Annotated in this window: 18 protein-coding genes; 9 read left to right on the top strand and 9 right to left on the bottom strand. The window is 72.8% G+C overall.

The features are described from left to right. The first annotated feature begins 6 nt into the window (after window positions 1–6). From ABZ573_RS09300 to rny, 3 genes are all read left to right on the top strand, one after another. Window positions 7–702, top strand: a complete 696-nt coding sequence (locus ABZ573_RS09300; protein WP_358117038.1) for a regulatory protein RecX — start codon at window positions 7–9, stop codon at window positions 700–702. 232 nt (window positions 703–934) lie between these two features. Then, entirely contained in the window at window positions 935–1,648 is a 714-nt protein-coding gene (locus ABZ573_RS09295) for a 3-keto-5-aminohexanoate cleavage protein (RefSeq protein ID WP_358117035.1), read from the top strand. Between the two features lie 680 nt (window positions 1,649–2,328). After that, a complete protein-coding gene (gene rny, locus ABZ573_RS09290; RefSeq protein WP_358117032.1) occupies window positions 2,329–4,095 on the top strand; it encodes a ribonuclease Y in 1,767 nt (588 codons plus the stop codon). A gap of 59 nt (window positions 4,096–4,154) precedes the next feature. Here rny and ABZ573_RS09285 read toward each other — a convergent pair whose 3' ends face one another. The 4 genes from ABZ573_RS09285 to ABZ573_RS09270 are packed head-to-tail and all read right to left on the bottom strand — an operon-like array spanning window position 4,155 to window position 7,559. Then, window positions 4,155–5,123: an amino acid ABC transporter permease gene (locus ABZ573_RS09285; protein WP_151453946.1), complete on the bottom strand. Its 969-nt coding sequence runs from the start codon at window positions 5,121–5,123 to the stop codon at window positions 4,155–4,157. After that, window positions 5,120–5,827 carry an amino acid ABC transporter permease gene (locus ABZ573_RS09280; protein ID WP_151453947.1) on the bottom strand — a complete coding sequence of 236 codons (708 nt, stop codon included), beginning with the start codon at window positions 5,825–5,827 and terminating at the stop codon, window positions 5,120–5,122. Before ABZ573_RS09280 ends, ABZ573_RS09285 begins: the two co-directional genes overlap by 4 nt. 39 nt (window positions 5,828–5,866) lie before the next feature. Then, window positions 5,867–6,745 (bottom strand): glutamate ABC transporter substrate-binding protein, encoded by an 879-nt coding sequence (locus tag ABZ573_RS09275; protein WP_151453948.1) that lies wholly within the window; start codon window positions 6,743–6,745, stop codon window positions 5,867–5,869. 58 nt (window positions 6,746–6,803) lie between these two features. Then, window positions 6,804–7,559, bottom strand: coding sequence for an amino acid ABC transporter ATP-binding protein (locus ABZ573_RS09270; protein ID WP_151453949.1), 756 nt, complete (start codon window positions 7,557–7,559; stop codon window positions 6,804–6,806). A gap of 190 nt (window positions 7,560–7,749) precedes the next feature. On the opposite strand from ABZ573_RS09270, the gene selD reads away from it, so the two are divergent. Then, window positions 7,750–8,739 carry a selenide, water dikinase SelD gene (gene selD / locus ABZ573_RS09265; protein ID WP_327030856.1) on the top strand — a complete coding sequence of 330 codons (990 nt, stop codon included), beginning with the start codon at window positions 7,750–7,752 and terminating at the stop codon, window positions 8,737–8,739. 212 nt (window positions 8,740–8,951) lie between these two features. Beyond that, complete coding sequence (locus tag ABZ573_RS09260) at window positions 8,952–9,431, top strand: hypothetical protein (RefSeq protein ID WP_151453951.1); 480 nt, start codon at window positions 8,952–8,954, stop codon at window positions 9,429–9,431. 123 nt (window positions 9,432–9,554) lie between these two features. Here ABZ573_RS09260 and ABZ573_RS09255 read toward each other — a convergent pair whose 3' ends face one another. Next, on the bottom strand, window positions 9,555–9,785 hold the full coding sequence (locus ABZ573_RS09255; protein WP_151453952.1) for a DUF2277 family protein: 231 nt from the start codon (window positions 9,783–9,785) through the stop codon (window positions 9,555–9,557). A gap of 51 nt (window positions 9,786–9,836) precedes the next feature. Here ABZ573_RS09255 and miaB point away from each other — a divergent pair, with 51 nt between their 5' ends. Then, window positions 9,837–11,363, top strand: a complete 1,527-nt coding sequence (gene miaB / locus ABZ573_RS09250; RefSeq protein WP_151453953.1) for a tRNA (N6-isopentenyl adenosine(37)-C2)-methylthiotransferase MiaB — start codon at window positions 9,837–9,839, stop codon at window positions 11,361–11,363. Between the two features lie 52 nt (window positions 11,364–11,415). On the opposite strand, the gene ABZ573_RS09245 is transcribed toward miaB, so the two are convergent. From ABZ573_RS09245 to ABZ573_RS09235, 3 genes are all read right to left on the bottom strand, one after another. Then, window positions 11,416–12,375: a right-handed parallel beta-helix repeat-containing protein gene (locus ABZ573_RS09245; RefSeq protein ID WP_327030858.1), complete on the bottom strand. Its 960-nt coding sequence runs from the start codon at window positions 12,373–12,375 to the stop codon at window positions 11,416–11,418. A gap of 272 nt (window positions 12,376–12,647) precedes the next feature. Beyond that, window positions 12,648–14,252 carry a cellulase family glycosylhydrolase gene (locus tag ABZ573_RS09240; RefSeq protein ID WP_358117025.1) on the bottom strand — a complete coding sequence of 535 codons (1,605 nt, stop codon included), beginning with the start codon at window positions 14,250–14,252 and terminating at the stop codon, window positions 12,648–12,650. Window positions 14,253–14,622: 370 nt separating this feature from the next. Next, window positions 14,623–15,831 (bottom strand): DUF349 domain-containing protein, encoded by a 1,209-nt coding sequence (locus ABZ573_RS09235; RefSeq protein ID WP_151453956.1) that lies wholly within the window; start codon window positions 15,829–15,831, stop codon window positions 14,623–14,625. 332 nt (window positions 15,832–16,163) lie between these two features. On the opposite strand from ABZ573_RS09235, the gene ABZ573_RS09230 reads away from it, so the two are divergent. The 3 genes from ABZ573_RS09230 to dapF are packed head-to-tail and all read left to right on the top strand — an operon-like array spanning window position 16,164 to window position 18,665. Then, window positions 16,164–16,883 carry a hypothetical protein gene (locus ABZ573_RS09230; RefSeq protein ID WP_358117023.1) on the top strand — a complete coding sequence of 240 codons (720 nt, stop codon included), beginning with the start codon at window positions 16,164–16,166 and terminating at the stop codon, window positions 16,881–16,883. Further along, window positions 16,880–17,806 (top strand): tRNA (adenosine(37)-N6)-dimethylallyltransferase MiaA, encoded by a 927-nt coding sequence (miaA, locus tag ABZ573_RS09225; protein WP_327030859.1) that lies wholly within the window; start codon window positions 16,880–16,882, stop codon window positions 17,804–17,806. Before ABZ573_RS09230 ends, miaA begins: the two co-directional genes overlap by 4 nt. Window positions 17,807–17,813: 7 nt before the next feature. Further along, on the top strand, window positions 17,814–18,665 hold the full coding sequence (dapF, locus tag ABZ573_RS09220; protein WP_358117020.1) for a diaminopimelate epimerase: 852 nt from the start codon (window positions 17,814–17,816) through the stop codon (window positions 18,663–18,665). Between the two features lie 178 nt (window positions 18,666–18,843). Here dapF and ABZ573_RS09215 read toward each other — a convergent pair whose 3' ends face one another. After that, entirely contained in the window at window positions 18,844–20,310 is a 1,467-nt protein-coding gene (locus ABZ573_RS09215) for an NAD-dependent malic enzyme (RefSeq protein ID WP_089001418.1), read from the bottom strand. Window positions 20,311–20,416 lie beyond the last annotated feature (106 nt).

The raw sequence follows: 20,416 nt of genomic DNA, 5'->3' as shown, positions 1-20,416 counted from the left end.
TGACCCATGGCAGGACGACGCGCCCGCACCGGGCGGGGCTGGGATGCCAGCCCCGCCCGCGCGGGTGACGACAGCGCGCCCCGGCCCCGTCGGGCCCGGCGCGGCCGTACCGACGACACCGACCCCGAGGCGCCCCCGGCCCCGCCGCGCGACGAGGCCGAGCTGGCGCGGGAGATCTGCCTGCGCCAGCTGGCCGTCCGGCCCCGCACCCGGGCCGAGCTGGCCGGGGCGCTGGCGAAGCGAGGCGTCTCCGACGAGATCTCGGCGGAGGTGCTCGACCGCTACGACGAGGTCGGCATCATCGACGATGCCGCCTTCGCCCGGGCCTGGGTGTCGAGCCGGCACTCCGGCCGGGGTCTGTCCCGCCGTGCGCTCGCCAACGAGCTGCGCCAGCGCGGGGTGGACGGCGAGGTCGCGAGCGAGGCGCTCGGCACGCTGGACGAGGAGACCGAGGCCGAGACCGCCCGCGCCCTGGTCGAGCGGAAGCTGCGCACCGCCCGGGGCGAGCCGGACGCGGTCTTCCGGCGGCTGGTGGCCATGCTGGCCCGCAAGGGCTACCCGCCGGGCGTGGCGATCCGGGCGGTGAAGGACGCGCTCGCGGCGCAGAGCGCCGAGGCGGCCGAGTTCGCCGAGCAGATCGACGCGGACGCGCTCGCCGACGCCGAGGGCGAGCTGGACCGGGACAACCGCTCCCCCGGGTGAGCGGAGCACCGGCTCGCGGAAAGGGCCCGCTGCTGAAGGAGCGTCGCGACGGGCCGCGGAGCCCGGCGGTAGGACGCCGCGCTGGAGGCGTGGCGGCAGGGCCGCAGCCCTGGCGGTGGGACCTCGTGCTGGGGGCGCGTCGCGACGGAGCGCTGAGATCGTCGGTGGGGCCCGTGTTGGCGGCGTGTGGCGGCAGGGCCGCTGAGCCCGGCGGTGGGCGGGGGGAGACTTCGTGTTGAAGGCGTGCCTCAACGGGGCCCGAGGGCGTGACGAGCATCCGGCGGTGCCGGTCACCCCGGCCGAGTTGGCGGCCGACGCGGCCCGCTGCGCAGGGCTCGGCGCAGGGGCGGTGCACGTGCATCCCAGGGACGCCGCCGGCCGCGAGTCCCTGCACCCACTGGTGGTCGCCGCCGCGCTGGACGCGATCCGGGCCGCCCGGCCGGGGCTGCCGGTGGGAGTGAGCACCGGAGCCTGGATCGAGGCGCAGCCGGCCGCCCGGGTGGCCGCGGTCCGGGCCTGGACCGTGCTGCCCGACTTCGCCTCGGTCAACGCTCACGAGCCGGGCGCGGAGGCGGTGGCGACGGCGCTGCACGAGCGGGGCGTCATGGTCGAGGCGGGACTCTGGACGGTCGACGCGGTCGGGGCGTACGCGCGGTGGCGGGTGCCGGCCGGGCGGATCCTGATCGAGTGCATGGCCGAGGACCGGGCGGTGGCGCTTGCGGACGCCGCCGCGATGCTGGCCGCGCTGCCCTCCGATGCGGCCGGGAGCCCACCGGTCCTGCTGCATGCCGAGGGGCCGGCGACCTGGCCGGTGCTGGCCGAGGCGGTAGGTCGGGGCCTGCACAGCCGCGTCGGGCTGGAGGACACGCTGACACTGCCCGACGGCTCGCCCGCGCCCGACAACGCCGCACTGGTGGCGGCGGCACTGGCGTCGGGCGCCCGCTGACCCACCCGATCGGGGGGATTGGTGCCCTCGTGGGCTCCGGCGAGCGTCGCGGCGCAGAGGGTTGCGTCACAGCCGGTCGGCCGTGCACCGGCGGGTACGCGCACGGCCGCCGGGTGGCGCGTCGGCGGGTGCGTACGGGCCGCCGCGCTGAGTAGGGCCGACACGCCGCGCGGCCCGGTCCGCTGCCGTTTTGTCCGTCGGTGTCCGGGCGTGCATCAGCGTTGCGTGACGTGACAACTTCTCTCCGTTCGGGGGGTTTGATCATGAGTTCTTGACCGGAGCCCCCCGGGAGACCTAGCCTCGCCATACAGGCTCACATTGCCCGACCAAGCGCAGGCTAAGCGCACAACATAGATCGCGTAACGGAACAGCATCACTTTGGCCGATCCGATCGGCCATTGGCGGCAGCTTCGGACTGGCCGGTCCGACGCTGGCGCGACAACTGCACCCGGCCGTCGGCGATGCTCCCGCGTGGGCACCGCCGACGGAAGCTACCCCACGGCCAGTCGCTCCGGTCGGGCGTCCACAGCCGCAGGGTGCGTGCCCATCGGCACGGTCGCTGCGGTCCCGACGTTCAGGGGAGGCGGCCATGGCGAGGCGGCGCAGTTCCACCGGGGTCCCGACATGAGCGGGCCGGCCGGGCCGGGCCCTGTGGCCATCGGGCGGAGCGGGGCGCCGGCATGAGCGGGTTCGACATCCTGATCCTCGCCGTGGTGCTGGTCCTGACCGTGGTCGTGCTCGGGGCGGTGCTGCTCGGCGTACGGGCGCTGCGCCGGTTCGGTGCGGCACCGGCGCCCGAGGACCCCGCCTTCATCGCCGAGAAGGACCGGCAGGAGCAGTCCCTCGCGGCCCTGCGTACCGCCGCCGACGAGGCCAACAGCACGATCGACGTGGCGAAGTCCGCCGCCGCGGGGGCCCGCACCGAGGCGGCCGCCGCGAAGGCCGAGGCGAAGGCTGCCCGGGCGGAGGCCCGCCGGGTGCTCGACGACGCCCGGGCGGAGGCCGACACCGTCCTGGAGCGGGCCCACAAGCAGGCCGAGGCCGACGCGGAGCAGTTGCGGGCCACCGCCCGGCGCAGCGGCGAGCGGGAGGTCGCGGTGCTCGCCGCCACCACCCGGGAGCAGGCCGCCGAGGTGGACCGGCGGGCGGCCCGGATGGACGAGCGCGAGCGGCTGCACACCGAGGAGGTGGAGCGCCTCGCCGAGCGGGAACGGCAGCTCACCGCCGCCAGCGCGGCCCTGTCGGCCCGCGAGGCAGCTCTCGCCCAGCGCGAGGCCGAACTGGCCGAGGCGGAGGAGCAGCGGCGCCGCGAGCTGGAGCGGGTCGCCGGCCTCACCGCCGACGCGGCCCGGGCGGAGCTGATCGAGGCGATCGAGGTCCAGGCCAAGCGGGAGGCCGCGCTGCTGGTCCGCGACATCGAGTCCGACGCCCGTGGCACCGCCGAGCAGCGCGCCCGGCACATCGTCGTCGACGCCATCCAGCGGGTCGCCAGCGAGCAGACCGCGGAGAGTGTGGTCAGCGTCCTGCACCTGCCCGGCGACGAGATGAAGGGGCGGATCATCGGCCGGGAGGGCCGCAACATCCGCGCCTTCGAGTCGGTCACCGGCGTGAACCTGATCATCGACGACACCCCCGAGGCGGTGCTGCTCTCCTGCTTCGACCCGGTGCGCCGGGAGGTCGGGCGGCTGACCCTGGAGAAACTGATCCTGGACGGGCGGATCCACCCGCACCGCATCGAGGAGATCTACGACCTGGCCCGGCACGAGGTGGAGGAGCTCTGCCAGCGGGCCGCCGAGGACGCCCTGGTCGAGGTCGGCATCACCGAGATCCACCCGGAACTGGTCACCCTGCTCGGCCGGCTGCGCTACCGGACGTCGTACGGGCAGAACGTGCTCAAGCACCTGGTGGAGACCGCGCACATCGCCGGCATCATGGCCGCCGAGTTGCGGCTGGACGTGCCGATCATCAAACGCTCGGCGTTCCTGCACGACATCGGCAAGGCGCTCACGCACGAGGTGGAGGGCAGCCACGCCATCATCGGCGCCGACCTCGCCCGCAAGTACGGCGAGAACGAGGACGTCGTGCACGCCATCGAGGCGCACCACAACGAGGTGCCGCCGCAGACCATCGAGGCCGTCCTCACCCAGGCGTCCGACGCCTGCTCCGGGGGGCGGCCGGGGGCCCGGCGGGAGAGCCTGGAGGCGTACGTCAAGCGGCTGGAGCGCATCGAGGAGATCGCGGCCGGCAAGCTCGGCGTGGAGAAGGTCTTCGCCATGCAGGCCGGCCGGGAGGTCCGGGTGATGGTCAAGCCGGACGACGTCGACGACATCGGCGCCGCCGTGCTGGCCCGGGACGTGGCCAAGCAGATCGAGGAGGAGCTGACCTATCCGGGGCAGATCCGGGTGACCGTGGTCCGCGAGTCCCGGGTCACCGAGATCGCCCGCTGACGGCGTCAACACGAAGGGCCGGCCCGATCATCGGGCCGGCCCTTCGTCGTACCTCAGGGTCAGATGCCCTGGCCGTTGCTTTCCGACTGCGCGGCGAGCGCGGCCGGGGGCGGGTTCTGGGCCGGGGTGCCGGCGGTCTTGCGGCCCCGGGAGAGCCGGCGCTGGACGTACTGGGCCAGCTTCGACAGCGAGTAGTTCACCAGGATGAACATCACCGCGATCACGACGTAGACCTGGATCGGGTTGTCCAGCGCGCCGATGATCTGCTTGCCGATGTTCAGGGTCTCCTCGTAGCTGATGATGAAGCCGAGCGAGGTGTCCTTGAGCACCACGACGAGCTGGCTGATCAGCGCCGGCAGCATGATCCGGAACGCCTGCGGCAGCAGGATCATCCGGGTGGTCTGCAACGGGGAGAGCCCGATTGCGGAGGCCGCCTCGGCCTGCCCGCCGGGCAGGCCCTCCATGCCGGAGCGGAGGATCTCGGCGATCACCACGGAGTTGTAGATGGTCAGGCCGATGACCAGGTACCACAGCGTGTCGAACGAGACGCCGAACTCGGGAAAGCCGCGGGCCACGAAGAAGATCGTGATGACCACGGGCAGGCCCCGGAACACCTCGACGCAGACCCGGGTGAGCGCCGACAGGAACAGGCTCAGCCCGCGCAGCAGGTACGCCAGCGGCGTGGCGAGACCCGTGAAGCGCCGACGGGTCAGGCTCTTGAGCTGGATCCGCAGCACCGCGAGCAGCGTGCCGACCACCAGCGACGAGACGATCGCCAGGGCGGCGGCGGTCAGCGTGTTCTTGAAGCCGATGCCGATCCGCTCCCACACCAGCGAGAAGTTCTCGTTGGAGGGGTCGATCAGCGGCCCCCACAGCTCCATCGAGAACTGGCCCTTGTCGTTCAGCGGGCGGTAGACCAGGAAGTACGCGCCGACGAGCAGCAGCACCGTCGCGACCGCGCTGCCGACCAGGGTGAGCCGGCGCTGCCGGGGGCCGGGGACGTCGTAGAGGACGCTCTGCTGGCTCATCGGGCCACCGCCTGCCGCTTCTCGATGCGGTCGAGGAGCGCGCCGAGGGGGACGGTCATGATCAGGTATCCGATCGAGATGCCGATGGCGACGGGGACGAAGGCGTAGCCCTCGGCCGAGGTGAGCTGGTCGGCGGTCTGCGAGAGGTCGCCGATCACGCCGAAGAAGCCGATCAGGGCAGAGTTCTTGATCATCGCGATGATCACCGACCCGAGCGGCACCACCGAGGCCTTCCAGGACTGCGGCAGCACCACGTGACGCAGGTTCTGGCCGAACGTGAGGCCCAGCGACCGGGCGGCCTCCGCCTGGCCGGCGGGCACGGCGTTCACCCCGGAGCGCAGCGCCTCGCAGACGAACGCCGCGGTGTAGAGCACCAGCGCGATCAGCGCGAACCGGAAGTACGGCAGGTCCGTGCCGAGCCGGCTGAACAACGAGTCGAGCACCGGGACGCGCAGGAAGTCCGCGTTGGAGCCGAGCGCCGGCAGGCCGAACGCGGCGAAGAACATCACCACGGTCAGCGGCATGTTGCGAAAGATGTTCACGTAGCCGGTGCCGAGCGCCCGCAGCGGCGGCACCGGGGAGATCCGCAGCACCGCCACGATGGCACCCAGGATCAGGGCGCCGATCGCGGCGAGTACGCAGATCTGGAGGGTGAGCCAGAAACCACCCGCGAAGACGTCGAACCTCTCGATGAGCACACTCACGGGACGGTCTTCCTCCCACCCTCCAGATCAGGAATCAGCTCAGTAGCGGTTGACGGTCGGCGCGGTGCCCAGTTCGGCACCGAACTTGCCGGCGGTGTCGTCCCAGGCCTTCTTCCAGCTGCCGTCGGCGAACGCCTTCTCCAGCGTGTCGTTGACGAAGTTGCGGAAGTCGGTGTCCTCCTTCTTCACCCCGAGGCCGTACGGCTCCTTGGTGAAGTTCTCGCCGGCCAGCTTGAACGACGCCTCGTCCTTGGCGATGTAGCCGAGCAGGATCACGTTGTCCGTGGTGACGGCGTCGACCTGGCCGTTCTTCAGGGCGTCGCGGCACTTGTCGTAGGTGTCGAAGGGCACCAGCTGGGTGGCGACGTCCTTGACGTACTTCTTGATCTCCTCGAACGGCGTGGAGCCGGTGACCGAGCAGACCTTCTTGGTGCCGTCCTTGAACGAGTCCGGGCCGGTGATGGTGGTGTCGTCCTTCTTCACCATGATGTTCTGGCCGGCCTCGTAGTACGGCCCGGCGAACGCGATGCGCTCCTTGCGCTTGTCGTTGATCGTGTAGGTGGCGGCGACCAGGTCGACCGTGCCGTTCACGATCACGTCCTCGCGGACCTTCGAGGGGGCCTCGACCCACTCGATCTTGTCCTCGGGGATGCCCAGCTCCTTGACGATGATCTTCGCGACCTCGACGTCGAAGCCCTCCGGCTTGCCGGACAGGCCCTTCAGGCCGAAGCCGGGCTGGTCGAACTTCGTGCCGATCTTGATGGCCTGGGCCTTGTTGAGGCGCTCCATCGTGCTGCCGGCGGCGAAGGACTTGCTGCCGGCGCCGGTGCCCTCGTCGGCGTCGTCGCCGCCGCAGGCGGTCATGCCGAGCGCCAGGGTGGCGGCCGCCGCGAGCGCCGCTACGCGCGTGATACGCATACACTTCTCCTTCTTCGACGGAACCCGCCGGGGGACGGCGCGCTCCAGGTACGGACGCCTAGTGCGTGAGGATCTTGGACAGGAAGTCCTTGGCGCGCTCGCTGCGCGGGTTGGCGAAGAACTCGGCCGGCGGCGCGTCCTCGACCAGCTGGCCGTCGGCCATGAAGATGACGCGGTTCGCCGCGTGCCGGGCGAAGCCCATCTCGTGGGTCACCACGACCATGGTCATGCCCTCGCTGGCCAGCGACGTCATCACGTCCAGCACCTCGCCGACCATCTCCGGGTCCAGCGCGCTGGTCGGCTCGTCGAAGAGCATCGCCTTGGGCTGCATGGCCAGCGCCCGGGCGATCGCCACCCGCTGCTGCTGGCCGCCGGAGAGCTGGGCCGGGAACTTGTCGGCCTGATTCGCGATGCCGACCCGGTCCAGCAGGGCCAGGCCGCGCTCGCGCGCCACCGCCGGCTTCTCCTTGCGGACCTTGACCGGCCCGAGGGTGACGTTCTCGAGGATCGTCTTGTGCGCGAAGAGGTTGAACGACTGGAACACCATGCCGACCTCGCTGCGCAGCTTCGCCAGCGCCTTGCCCTCGGCCGGCAGCGGCTGCCCGTCGAAGGTGATCGTGCCGGAGCTGATCGGTTCGAGGCGGTTGATGGTGCGGCACAGCGTCGACTTGCCGGAGCCCGACGGGCCGATCACCACGACCACCTCGCCGCGCCCGACCGACAGCGAGACGTCGTCCAGCACGTGCAGCGGCCCGAACCACTTGTTGACCGAGTCCAGCACGATGAGCGGTTCGCCCGTCGTCACGTCGTTCACCGTCCCTGTCGTCGCGCGGGGTCGGCTGACCCCCGGTTGGGCAACTGTAGGCGGGGGGATGTGGCGGGACGCAACTCAGTTGGTCACGGAGCGATAACACCAGTTCAGAACGGGGTCATGAGTCCGATTTTGACCGCGATCGGGGCCCGCCGGTTGCCATCGGATGGAGCTGTTCGGCGATCATGTGGGGATGACCGAACCGGTACGGCTCACCCGGTACGCCCGGGGCGGCGGCTGCGCGTGCAAGATCCCCCCGGGGGAGCTGGAGACCATGGTCGCCGGGCTCGGCCCGGCCACCGGCACAGCCGAGCTGCTCGTCGGGCTCGATCACGGCGACGACGCCGCGGTGGTCCGGCTCGACGAGCGCACCGGCCTGGTGACCACGGCCGACTTCTTCACCCCGGTGGTCGACGACGCGTACGACTGGGGGCGCATCGCCGCGACGAACGCCCTCTCCGACGTGTACGCCATGGGCGGCACCCCCCTCGTCGCGCTCAACCTGCTCTGCTGGCCGCGCGACGTGCTGCCGCTGGAGCTGGCCCGGGAGGTGCTGCGCGGCGGGCAGGACGTGGCCCGCGACGCCGGCTGCCACCTCGCCGGCGGGCACAGCGTCGACGACGAGGGCCCCAAGTACGGGCTGGCCGTCACCGGCGTGGTCCGGCCCGAGGAGCTGATCACCCTGGACGCCGGCCGGGCGGGGCTGCCGCTGTCGCTGACCAAGCCGCTCGGCGTCGGGGTGCTCAACACCCGGCACAAGGCCACCGGCGAGAGCTTCCCCGAGGCGGTCGCCGCGATGACCACCCTCAACCGCGACGCGGCGCGGGCCGCGGTGGCGGCCGGCGTCCGCTGCGGCACCGACGTGACCGGCTTCGGTCTGCTCGGGCACGCGTCCAAGCTGGCCCGGGCGAGCCGCCTGACGGTGGCGATCGACGCGGCCCGGGTGCCCTACCTGGCCGGCGCCCGGGAGGCGGTACGCGACGGGCACGTCAGCGGCGGCAGCCGGCGCAACCTGGAGTGGGTCACCGGGTGGACCGACTTCGGCGGCGTCAGCGAGGAGGAGCGGCTGCTGCTGGCCGACGCGCAGACCTCGGGCGGCCTGTTGGTCGCCGGCGAACTGCCGGGCGCCACCGTGATCGGCGAGCTGCTGCCGCCCGGGGAGCACCGCGTCGTCGTGCGCTGAGGGCGGGCCGCCCGGCGTGTGGCGTCCGGATCGGGCCACCGTACCCGATAAACTGTCATCTTTCCGCTACTCGGAGCAATGGCGCTCGGGGAAATTTTGCCCGGAATGGTCACAGACCGGTAACTTGCCCCCGGCTGAGGTCATATGCACCCCACCATCGTCAGTAAGGCCCGATCCGGAGGCCGGTGGGACGAGCACAGCGAGGAGGCGGCATGACCGAGCTGTGGAACTGGAGAATCGAGCAGGTGCGGCCGGTGGAGGTCTACCCGGCACTGGCCGAGGCGCTCGGCCGGGTGGTGATGCCCCTGGCGGCGGCGGACCCCGCCCGCCTGCCGACGTACGCGGTGATCTGCGACGTCTGGCAGGCGCCGGGGGAGTTCGCCACGATCGTGGACTGCTACGGGGTGCCCGAAGGGCTCTCCGAACACGGCAGCATCGCCACGCTGGCGCGGCTGCTGGACCGCAACTGCCTGCTGCGCGACGACACGCTGGACGCCGGGCGGCACCTGCTCGTCGCGCCCGACGGCACGATCCGGCCGGTGCACTTCGACGTCCGGGAGACCGACGACGGCGAGGAGCTCGCCGACCAGCGGCTGTGCACCGACGCCGATCCCCGCTGTCGCGGCTGGTCGCAGTGCCACCGCTCGCGCTGGGCGCCGGACTCGGTGCTCCCGGCGCTCGCCGCCGCCTGACCCGCGCACCCGCTGCCGGCCCCCGTGCCGGCACGGCGGAGGCAGCCCGGGAGCCGGCCGGTGGAAGCAGCCCGGGAGCCGGGCCGGCGGGGGCGAGACCCCCGTCCCGGCCCGGCGGCGGGATCAGCTCGCCGGGCTGGTGGAGCGGCCGCCGCGTACCTCCAGCTCGGCGAGCAGGGTCGCGGTGGCCGCGGCGACGGCGGCGACCGCCGCGTCGAAGGCCGCGGCGTTGTGGGCGGCGGGCTTGCGGAAGCCCGAGATCTTGCGGACGTACTGCAACGCCGCCGCGTCGACGTCGCCCGGGGTCACCTCGGCGACGTACGGCTCACGTAGGGTCTTGATGCTCCGGCACACGGCTCCTCCTCGTTAAGTCCGGTCGGTGGGCCCGGATACGCTGTCCGGGTCATGACTACCGCAGCGGCGAGCAGCCCGCGCACCTATCAGGTGCGCACCTACGGCTGCCAGATGAACGTGCACGACTCCGAGCGCATCTCCGGCCTGCTGGAGCAGGCGGGCTACGTGCGCGCTGCCGAAGCCGACGACGACCCGGACGTGGTGGTGTTCAACACCTGCGCCGTCCGGGAGAACGCCGACAACCGGCTCTACGGCAACCTGGGTCACCTGCGCCCCGTCAAGGCCAGGCACCCGGGGATGCAGATCGCCGTGGGCGGCTGCCTGGCCCAGAAGGACCGGGGCGAGATCGTCCGCAAGGCGCCCTGGGTCGACGTGGTGTTCGGCACGCACAACATCGGGTCGCTGCCGGTGCTGCTGGAGCGGGCCCGGCACAACACGGCTGCCGAGGTGGAGATCCTCGAGTCCCTCGACGTCTTCCCCTCGACGCTGCCCACCCGGCGCGAGTCCACGTACGCGGGCTGGGTGTCGATCTCCGTCGGCTGCAACAACACCTGCACGTTCTGCATCGTGCCCTCTCTGCGGGGCAAGGAGAAGGACCGCCGCCCCGGCGACATCCTCTCCGAGGTCCGCGCCCTGGTCGACGAGGGCGTGCTGGAGGTGACCCTGCTCGGGCAGAACGTCAACTCCTACGGCGTGGAGTTCGGCGACCGGCTGGCCTTCGGCAAGCTGCTGCGCGCCTGCGGCGACATCGAGGGGCTGGAGCGGGTGCGGTTCACCAGCCCGCACCCGAAGGACTTCACCGACGACGTGATCGCCGCGATGGCCGAGACGCCCAACGTCTGCCACTCGCTGCACATGCCGCTCCAGTCCGGCTCCGACGACGTGCTGCGCGCGATGCGCCGCTCGTACCGGTCCGACCGCTACCTGGGCATCATCGAGAAGGTCCGGGCGGCGATGCCGGACGCGGCGATCACCACCGACATCATCGTCGGGTTCCCCGGCGAGACCGACGCCGACTTCGAGCGCACCCTCGACGTGGTCCGCGAGGCCCGGTTCTCCTCCGCGTTCACCTTCCAGTACTCCAAGCGTCCCGGGACGCCGGCCGCCACCATGGACGGTCAGCTGCCCAAGCAGGTCGTGCAGGAGCGCTACGAGCGGCTGATCGCCTGCGTGGAGGAGATCACCTGGGCGGAGAACAAGAAGCTGGTGGGGGAGACCGTGGAGGTGCTGGTCGCCGTCGGCGAGGGGCGCAAGGACGAGCGCACGGGTCGGATGTCCGGCCGCGCCCGCGACGGCCGCCTGGTCCACTTCGCCACCGGCGGGAACGGCCAGCAGGGCGACGCCGGTTCCCTCGCCGGGCGGATCCGGCCCGGCGACGTCGTGCACACCACCATCACCTACGCCGCACCGCACCACCTGAACGCCGACGGCGAGCCGCTGGCGCACCGGCGCACCCGGGCCGGTGACGCGGCCGAGGCGGGGCGCGCCCCGCGTACGCCGGGGGTGCTGCTCGGGCTGCCCACGATCGGCGCGCCGGCCGCGGCGCCCGCGCCGACGACCGGCTGCGCCGCGCACTGACCCGCGACCGGCCGGGGCCTGCGCGCGCAGGCCCCGGCCGGTGCTCAGCCGGTCACACCTGGATCCGACCCGCGCCCGCGCCGCCCGTGACGATGGACTTCACGCTGCTCGCGGCGTCCAGGGTGTAGGAGTACGGGATGGCCCGGACGCTGCCGCCGGCCTGGCCGCTGCCGGAGTTGACGAAGTGGTTGTTCCGGGCGACCAGCGTGCCCGGCCCGGAGTCGCCCTCACCGAGGTGGTACGGGTCGTCGACGTTCTCGAAGTAGTTGCCCTCGACGAGCACCCCGGCGTTCTCCGTGGAGGCCACGCCGTAGCCGCCGTTGCTGTCGTAGTAGTTGTTGAACACGTGGACCGGGTTGCCGAAGCGGACCCGGGGGTGGCGCTGGGTGCTCTCGTCGAACCAGTTGTGGTGGTAGGTCACCCGCAGGTGGCCGGTGTCCTGGCTGCCGTTGCTGTCGCTGTGCCCGAGCAGCATCGACTTGTCGTGGTCGTAGACCCGGTTCCACGACACGGTGATGAAGTCCGAGCCCCGCTTGATGTCGACCGCGCCGTCGTTGCCGTTGGTGAAGCTGTTGTGGTCGATCCAGATGTTGGTGGCCGACTCCTGCACGTTGATCGCGTCGTCGTTCCAGTTCCGGAAGGTCAGGTTCCGGATGATGACGTTGCGGTCGCCGTTGATGTTGAAGCCGCAGCCGGAGATGGTCGCGCCGGGGTTGCCGAGGATGGTCTTGTTGGACCGCACCCGCAGCATGCCGGAGCAGGAGATGGTGCCGGAGACGCGGATCACCGCCGCGCTGCTGGAGCCGACCGCGCTGGTCAGGGCGGAGGCGCTGGTGACGGTGACGGGGTTGCCACTGCCGCCGGTGGTGCCGCCGTTCTGGGTGGCCCAGCCGACCAGCCCGGTGGGGGCGGCCGAGGCGGGTGCGGTGCCCGTGGTCAGCGCCCCCGCGGCGAGCAGGGCGGCGCTGGCGGCGGCGGTGAGCAGGGTGGTGCGACGTCGGGACGTACGCATGGTGCTTCCCTTCGGTGGTCGCGGGCTCGCGGACCGTGGGCCGACCCGGCGACGCCGTGCCCGGTGGCGTCTGGTCGGTGGGGACGGCGGTCTGCGGCCCCGCGGATGCGGACTGGCTACGCGAAGTTGCGGCTCCCGTGCTGGCGCTCACGAGCAGTCAGGTAAGCGCTTTCCCGATGTAAACACAGATGTTCGTCGATGTAAAGACCGCCCCTACCTGCACGAAGATCGGCGGCCACCCCGAGGGATGACCGCCGATCGTCAGGGGCGGATCAGCAGGCGACGCCGTTGAGCTTCACCGCGCCCGGCTCGGCGGACGGGCCGTTGGCGGTGAAGCCGACCGTCACCGAGGCCCCCGGCGCCAGCGCCCCCGCCCAGGTCGGGGCCGCCGCCGTCACCGTGGTGCCGGACTGGGTCACCGTGGCGTTCCAGCCGCTGGCCAGGCTCACCCCGGCCGGCCAGGCCCAGGTGACCTGCCACGGGTTGACCGTCGCGGTGCCGGTGTTCGTCACCGTCAGCTCCCCCTGGAAGCCGCCCTGCCACGCGTTGACCTGCCGGTACGCGCCCGTGCAGCCCCCGGTCGGCGGAGGCGGCGACGAGGTCGGCGTCGCCGTCGGCGTGCCGGTGGGGCCGCCCCCACCGCCCACCGGCGCGATCAGGTACGGCTGGAGGATGGCCTGCTTGGTGGTGTTGATGTTCGTCCAGTCGTCGAGCGCGATGCCCCCGGTGTCACCGGAGTTCGGGTTCCACGACCAGTAGGTGAAGGACATCCCGTCGACCCCGGTGCCGGTGTAGGCCATCAGCTTCTCCAGCCACACCTTGTCCCGGGGGTCGGCCAGGGTGCTGCCGAACTCGCCCATCATGATCGGCGCGATGTTCTGCTTGTAGAGGTAACCCCAGTACTTGTCCCAGATGCCCGGCAGGTTCGTCGGGAAGTCGGGGGACTTGAACCAGTTCTGCTCGAAGACCGAGGTGGCGTACTCGTGCGGCGAGTAGACCAGCCGGTTCGGCACGTCGAGCCGGACCGGGAAGTCCTTGGCCTTCGTCAGGTTGCCGCCCCACCAGCCGCAGTCCTCGTCGTTGCTCGGATCGTTGTCCCAGACGTTCGAGAGGCCGCCGCTGGGGCAGCTCACGCCCTCCACGAAGATCAGCCAGTTCGGCTGCACCGACAGGACCGCGTTGCCGGCCCGCTCGGCGGCCAGCCGCCAGTCCCGCGCCGGGTCGCCGCAGCCCCAGCACGCGCCGGTGGCCGCCGGGTTGGTTCCTTCGGCGTGCGGCTCGTTGTGCAGGTCCGCCCCGATCACCGTGGTGTTGCCGGCGTACCGCTGGGCGAGCATCTTCCAGTCGTTGATCCAGGTCGCCTCGGAGACCGTCGGGGTGTACCAGAGCGCGGACTGGCCGGCGGAGGTCGGCCGGTGCCGGTCGAGGATGACCCGCATCCCCTTGCCGCCGGCGTAGTTGATGACCTTGTCGAGGATCTGCAACGGGGAGAGCCCGACCAGGTCCGGGTTGACGAAGTCGTTGATGCCGCTCGCCGTCGCGCCCGGCTTCAGCGCGTCGTTCGAGTACGGCACGCGCAGCGTGTTGTAGCCGAGGCTGGCCATCTTGTCGATCTGTCCCCGCCACGGGTTCGTGGACCACAGCCCGTGGAAGGTCTTGTTGTCGGTCTCCATGCCGAACCAGTTGATGCCGGTGATGCGTACCGTCGCGCCGGTGCTGTCGACGATCTTGTTGCCGTTGGTGTGCAGGTAGCCGGTCCCGGTGCCGGCGGGGGCGGCGACGGCCGGGGCGGTGCTGACGGCGGCGGCGACGAGGACGCCGGCCGCGGCGGTGGCGAGCGCGGTGATCGCGCCGCCGAGGGCGCTGCGTCGGTGCATGCGAGCTCCACTTCGAACTGCCCGCCGCCGCCACCGGCGGCGCGGGCGGGAACCGGGCGACGGCCGTCACGCTCCCTCAGGGAGTACGCGGACAGGGCGCGACGGGACGTGCCACGTGGGATGCGGCCGCTCGCGGTACCACCGGCGTCCCCCGACGACGCGGTGTGCGCCGCCGGTGCCCTCGCGCCGGTGCCGGACCTGGCTCCGCCGCTCATTCTGATCAGCCCGCCTCGATGCGTCAACCGTCGCGTGCCCGGCCCGGGTGGCTGCGGGCGGACAGGCGGAAGCCCCCGGTCCGTGGCGGATCGGGGGCTTCCGTGGTGGCTCGGTCCGAGGTGGCTCGGGGCCCGTCGCAGTGGGTCGGTCCGGCTCAGCCGGCCTGCTCGGCGAGCTGGAGGAACTGCCGCTTGGAGGCCAGCGCCTGCTCGGCCTCCTTGACCCGCCGGGCGTCCCCGGCCGCCTGGGCCCGGGCCAGCCGCTCCTCGGCCTCGGCGACCTGCGCGCGCATCTGGGCGAGCAGAGGGTTGTCCTCCTTGGTGGTGCGCCGCCACGCGGAGTCCATCACCTCGCGGACCTTCTCGTCGATCGCGCGCAGCCGGCGCTCCAGCCCGGCCGCCGCCTCGCGGGGCACCCGGCCGGCCTCGTGCCACTGGGCCTGGATGTCCCGCAGCTTGGCCTGCGCGCCCTTCGGGTCGCCGTCGACGTCCAGCGCCTCGGCCTCGGCGAGCAGCGCCTGCTTGCGCTCCAGGTTGCCCCGCTGCTCGTTGTCCCGGGCGGAGAAGACCTCGCTGCGCCGGGTGAAGAACTCGTCCTGCGCGCCCCGGAACCGTTCCCAGAGCTTCTGCTCGGCCTCCTTGGAGGCCCGGGGAGCGGCCTTCCACTGGTTCATCAGGTCCTTGAGCTGGTTGGCGGTGGCCGCCCAGTCGGTGGAGTCCTTGAGCTTCTCGGCCTCGGCGACCAGCTCCTCCTTGACCGTCTGCGCCTGCTTGCGCTGAGAGTCGAGGGAGGCGAAGTGGGCGCCCCGGCGGCGGGTGAAGCCGTCCCGCGCGGCGGCGAACCGCTTCCACAGCTCACCGTCGGCCTTCTTGTCGACCCCGCGAATGGTCTTCCACTCGTCGAGGATCTCCTTGAGCCGGTCCCCGGCGGTCTTCCAGCCCGTCGACTCGGCGGCGAGCTTCTCCGCCTCCTCCACGAGGGCCTGCTTGCGGGCAAGTGCCTCGCCCCGGGCGGCGTCGCGGGCCGCCTTGGCCTCGCCGGCCTTCTCCTCGGCGACCGTGGCGAGCCGGTCCAGCCGGGCGGCCAGCGCGTCGATGTCGCCGACGACGTGCGCCTCGGCCAGCGACGCGCGGATCCGCCGGATCGTGGTCAGTGAATGACCGGCGTCGGCCGCGCCCGAGTTGAGCCGGGCCTCCGTCAGGTTGACCTCGGTCACCAGGTCGTCGAAGCGGCGGGCGAAGTGGGCCAGCCCCTCCTCGGGCGCTCCCGCCTGCCAGGATCCGACCACCCGCTCGCCGTCGGCGGTCTTGACGTACACGGTGCCGTCCGCGTCCACCCGTCCGAAGGCAGTCCAGTCGCTCATGTGCCCATCCTCGTTCTCCCGGCGTCGGGGAGCAGTCCCGCGATCGCCGCCACGGCGCAGCAAAGTTTCCCCCGGCATTGTCACAGGTACGACCCCGTTCCCGTCGAGCGCCTATCGCCGACCGTGACCATACGGTGTCCTAGCGCCCGCGGACAGGCTCCCTGGGAGGAGTGTCGGAATCCGGCGTACGACGCGTCCGGACGGGCGGGCGTCGTCGGCGGCGTGGCGCCCCGAACCCGCAGGCGGCCCGCCGGCGGGGACCGGCCGGCAGCGGCGGCTCGAAGAGCCCGGGTGCGGGGCGCCCGGCTCCGTCGTGCCGATACCGTTGCCGGGTGCCCCTGGTCGCCGCTGCCGTCTGCCCCCACCCGCCGCTGATCGTCCCCGAGTTGGCCGGCGCCGCCGCGCCCGAGCTGGACGAGCTCCGCGCCGCCTGCGACGCCGCCGTCGCCGGGCTGCTCGCCGCCGGCCCCGAGGTGATCGTCCTGGTCGGCGGCGGGCCGGAGACCACCCGCTTCAACGCGGCCGACCACGGGTCGCTGCGCCGGTACGGCCTCGACCGGGCCGTGCGGCTGTGGAAGGTGAACTGCGCCGGCGGCGAGCGGCTGCCGCTGAGCCTGACCGTCGGCGCGTGGCTGGTCGGCCGCTCCCGCACCGAGCTGCCCCGGCTGGCCCGCTCCATCGCGTCCGACGCCTCCCCGGCGGAGTGCGCCGAGCTGGGGGCGGCGCTCGGCGCGGCGACGGAGCCGCGTACCGCCCTGCTGGTGACGGGGGACGGGTCGGCCTGCCGCGGCCCGAAGTCGCCCGGCTACGACGACCCGCGCGCCGAGGCGTACGACGACGGGGTCGCCCGCGCCCTGGCCGACGCGGACGCCGAGGCCCTGCTCGCCCTGGACCCGGTCCTGTCGGCGGAGCTGAAGGCCGCCGGGCGGGCGCCCTGGCAGGTGCTGGCCGGCGCGGTCCGGGCGACGGGCGGCGACTGGCGCGGCGAGCTGCGCCACCACTCGGCGCCGTACGGCGTCGCCTACCTCGTGTCGTCCTGGACGCCGGCGTGACCACCCGCCCACCGGCCGGGACGGTCGTGGCCGTGGTCGGGCCGACGGCGGCCGGCAAGTCGGCGCTGAGCATCGCCCTCGCGCACGCCCTCGACGGCGAGGTGGTCAACGCCGACTCGATGCAGCTCTACCGGGGCATGGACGTGGGCACCGCCAAGCTCACCCCGGCCGAGCGCGAGGGGGTGCCGCACCACCTGCTGGACATCTGGGACGTCACCGAGCCGGCGAGCGTCGCCGAGTACCAGCGGCTGGCCCGCGCCGCCGTCGACGACGTCCTGGCCCGGGGCCGGGTGCCGCTGCTGGTCGGCGGCTCCGGCCTCTACGTGCGGGCGGTGCTGGAGCGCTTCGAGTTCCCCGGCACCGACCCGGCGGTGCGCGAGCGGCTGGAACGGGAGCTGACCGAGGCCGGCCCCGCACCCCTGTACGCCCGGCTGCGCGAGGCCGACCCGGCCGCCGCGGCGGGGATCCTGCCCGGCAACGGCCGGCGGATCGTCCGCGCCCTGGAGGTCATCGAGCTGACCGGGGCGCCGTTCACCGCCGCGCTGCCCGAACCGACCCCGTACTACCCCTCGGTGCAGCTCGGCGTGGACCTGGACACCGCGCTGCTGGACGAGCGGATAGCCCTGCGGGTGGACCGGATGTGGGCCGACGGGCTGGTCGCCGAGACCCGGGACCTGGTGGGGCGCGGCCTGCCCGAGGGACGTACGGCCAGCCGCGCGCTCGGCTACCAGCAGGTGCTGCGCTTCCTCGCCGGGGAGTTGACCGAGGCCGAGGCGCACGACGAGACCGTCCGGGCCACCCGGCGCTTCGTCCGGCGGCAGCGGTCCTGGTTCCGCCGCGACCCCCGGATCCACTGGCTGGACTCGTCGACGCCGGAGCTGGTCCCGGCCGCACTGCGCCTGCTGCCCGCCGCTGCGCGATGATGGGGGCGTGCAGTTCACCAAGGGCCACGGCACCGGCAACGACTTCGTCATCCTCCCCGATCCGGACAACCGGCTCGACCTGACCCCGGGGCTGGTCGCGGCCCTCTGCGACCGGCGGCGCGGCCTCGGCGGCGACGGCGTGCTGCGGGCGGTCCGGGCAGCCGCGCACCCGGAGGGCGCCGAACTGGCCGGCGAGGCCGAGTGGTTCATGGACTACTGGAACGCCGACGGGTCGTTCGCGGAGATGTGCGGCAACGGCGCCCGGGTCTTCGTGCGCTACCTGGTCGCCGGCGGGCTGGCCGAGCCGGCGGAAGGCGCGCTGCCGGTGGCCACCCGGGCCGGCGTCGTGCGCGCGCTGGTCACGGCCGACGCCATCGCCGTCGAGATGCGCCGCCCCCGGCTGTACGACACCGCGACCGCCACCCTCGGCGGCCTGACCCTGCCCGGCACGGCCGTGGACGTGGGCAACCCGCACCTGGTCTGCGCGCTGCCGGCCGGGCTGGACCTGACCGCGCTCGACCTCACCCGGGCCCCCGACGTCGACCCGGCGGTCTTCCCCGCCGGGGTGAACGTGGAGTTCACGGCCCCCGGCGAGCCCGTCGACGACACCGACGGCCACGTGCTCATGCGCGTGTACGAGCGCGGCTCCGCCGAAACGCTCTCCTGCGGTACGGGCGCCTGCGCGGTGGCCGCGGTGGCCCTGCGCGACGCCAGCCGGGACACCGGTGTGCTGGCGGTGGACGTCCCCGGCGGACGCCTCTCGGTCACGGTGACGGAGGACTCCTGCTGGCTGGCCGGCCCGGCCACCCTGGTAGCCACCGGCACCCTGGACCCCACCACCCTCACCACATCCGCCTGACCCGCCCCACCCCACCCCGCCCTCGCCCCGGGGCCGCCCCGCCCCCTGACCCTGTTGATCATGAAGTTATTGCCGGGGAGAACGCTTTCCTGGGGCAATAACTTCATGATCAACACGCTCGGGGCGCTCGGGGCGCTCGGGGCGGGCGGGGCGGGCGGGGCGGGGTGGGGTGGGGGGGTCAGGGGGTGGCGCTGGCTTCGGCGGCGATCTCGGGGAGGTCGGCGGGGCCCGGGTCGGCGGCCGGGGCCGGAGCCGGGTTCTGGGCGGCGGCGCGGACCGCCGCGGCGACCGCCGGGGAGACCCGGGAGTCGAAGACGCTGGGCACGATCACCGTCGGGTTGATCTTGTCCTCGCCGACCACGTCCGCGATGGCCCGGGCCGCCGCGATCGCCATCTCCTCGGTGAACTCCTCGGCGTGCGCGTCCAGCATGCCCCGGAAGACACCCGGGAAGGCGAGCACGTTGTTGATCTGGTTCGGCTGGTCGGAGCGGCCGGTGGCGACCACGGCGGCGTACTTGCGCGCCTCCCGCGGGTCGACCTCCGGGTCCGGGTTGGCCAGCGCGAAGACGATCGAGTCCTTGGCCATCGTGGCGATGTCGTCGCCGGTGAGCAGGTTCGGCGCGCTCACCCCGATGAAGACGTCCGCACCGCGTACCGCCCCGGCCAGGTCGCCGGAGTAGTTCTCCTTGTTCGTGTTCTCGGCCAGCCACTGCCAGGCCGGGTTGAGCCCGCTCTGGCCGCGGTGCAGGGCGCCCTGCCGGTCGTACGCGATGATGTCGCCGACGCCCTGGCGCAGCAGCAGCTTCATGATCGCGGTGCCGGCCGCGCCCGCGCCGGAGACCACGACCCGGACGTCCGCGAGCTGCTTGCCCACGACGCGCAGCGCGTTGGTCAGCGCGGCCAGCACACAGATCGCGGTGCCGTGCTGGTCGTCGTGGAAGACCGGGATGTCCAGCGCCTCGCGCAGCCGCGCCTCGATCTCGAAGCAGCGCGGCGCGGCGATGTCCTCCAGGTTGATCCCGCCGTACGCCGGGGCGATCGCCTTGACGATCTGCACGATCTCGTCGGTGTCCTGGGTGTCGAGCACCACGGGCCAGGCGTCCACCCCGCCGAAGCGCTTGAACAGCGCGGCCTTGCCCTCCATCACGGGCAGCGACGCCGCCGGCCCGAGGTTGCCCAGGCCCAGCACGGCGGAGCCGTCGCTGACCACGGCCACGGTGTTGCGCTTGATGGTCAGCCGGCGGGCGTCGGCCGGATTCTCCGCGATCGCCATGCAGACCCGCGCCACCCCCGGGGTGTACGCCCGGGACAGCTCGTCGCGGTTGCGCAGCGCCACCTTCGAGCTGACCTCGATCTTGCCGCCGAGGTGCAGGAGGAAGGTCCGGTCGGAGACCTTGCGCACGTCCACGCCGTCCAGCGCCGTCAACGCGTCGACCACCTGGTCGGCGTGGCTGGCGTCAGCGGTGTCGCAGGTCAGGTCGACGAGCACGTGGGTCGGGTCGGAGTCCACCACGTCGAGCGCGGTGACGATCGCCCCGGCCTCACCCACGGAGGTGGTCAGCCGGCCGATCGAGGACGCGTCCGCCGGCACGGCGATCCGAATCGTGATCGAGAATCCGGCACTTGGAAGTCGGGTGATGGCCACGGGGTCCCTCCGTCGACGCTGAACGGCTGCCCCGCATTTCTACTCGCCCCGGCGGGCCCCTCCGGCATCCGCCCCCACTTTTGTGGCCCGTTCGAGCGGGCATATA

The organism is Micromonospora sp. NPDC007220 (genome assembly GCF_040634035.1).
GTDB classification, from domain to species: domain Bacteria; phylum Actinomycetota; class Actinomycetes; order Mycobacteriales; family Micromonosporaceae; genus Micromonospora; species Micromonospora reichwaldensis.
This window is presented reverse-complemented; position numbering and strand designations above follow the sequence as displayed.

What these genes read in the sequence shown, in the direction of transcription:
- ABZ573_RS09300 (WP_358117038.1), top strand. Translation starts at nt 7, where the DNA reads ATGGCAGGACGACGCGCCCGCACCGGGCGGGGCTGGGATGCCAGCCCC.
- rny (WP_358117032.1), top strand. Translation starts at nt 2,329, where the DNA reads ATGAGCGGGTTCGACATCCTGATCCTCGCCGTGGTGCTGGTCCTGACC.
- ABZ573_RS09285 (WP_151453946.1), bottom strand. Translation starts at nt 5,123, where the DNA reads ATGAGCCAGCAGAGCGTCCTCTACGACGTCCCCGGCCCCCGGCAGCGC.
- ABZ573_RS09275 (WP_151453948.1), bottom strand. Translation starts at nt 6,745, where the DNA reads ATGCGTATCACGCGCGTAGCGGCGCTCGCGGCGGCCGCCACCCTGGCG.
- selD (WP_327030856.1), top strand. Translation starts at nt 7,750, where the DNA reads ATGACCGAACCGGTACGGCTCACCCGGTACGCCCGGGGCGGCGGCTGC.
- ABZ573_RS09260 (WP_151453951.1), top strand. Translation starts at nt 8,952, where the DNA reads ATGACCGAGCTGTGGAACTGGAGAATCGAGCAGGTGCGGCCGGTGGAG.
- miaB (WP_151453953.1), top strand. Translation starts at nt 9,837, where the DNA reads ATGACTACCGCAGCGGCGAGCAGCCCGCGCACCTATCAGGTGCGCACC.
- ABZ573_RS09245 (WP_327030858.1), bottom strand. Translation starts at nt 12,375, where the DNA reads ATGCGTACGTCCCGACGTCGCACCACCCTGCTCACCGCCGCCGCCAGC.
- ABZ573_RS09240 (WP_358117025.1), bottom strand. Translation starts at nt 14,252, where the DNA reads ATGCACCGACGCAGCGCCCTCGGCGGCGCGATCACCGCGCTCGCCACC.
- ABZ573_RS09235 (WP_151453956.1), bottom strand. Translation starts at nt 15,831, where the DNA reads ATGAGCGACTGGACTGCCTTCGGACGGGTGGACGCGGACGGCACCGTG.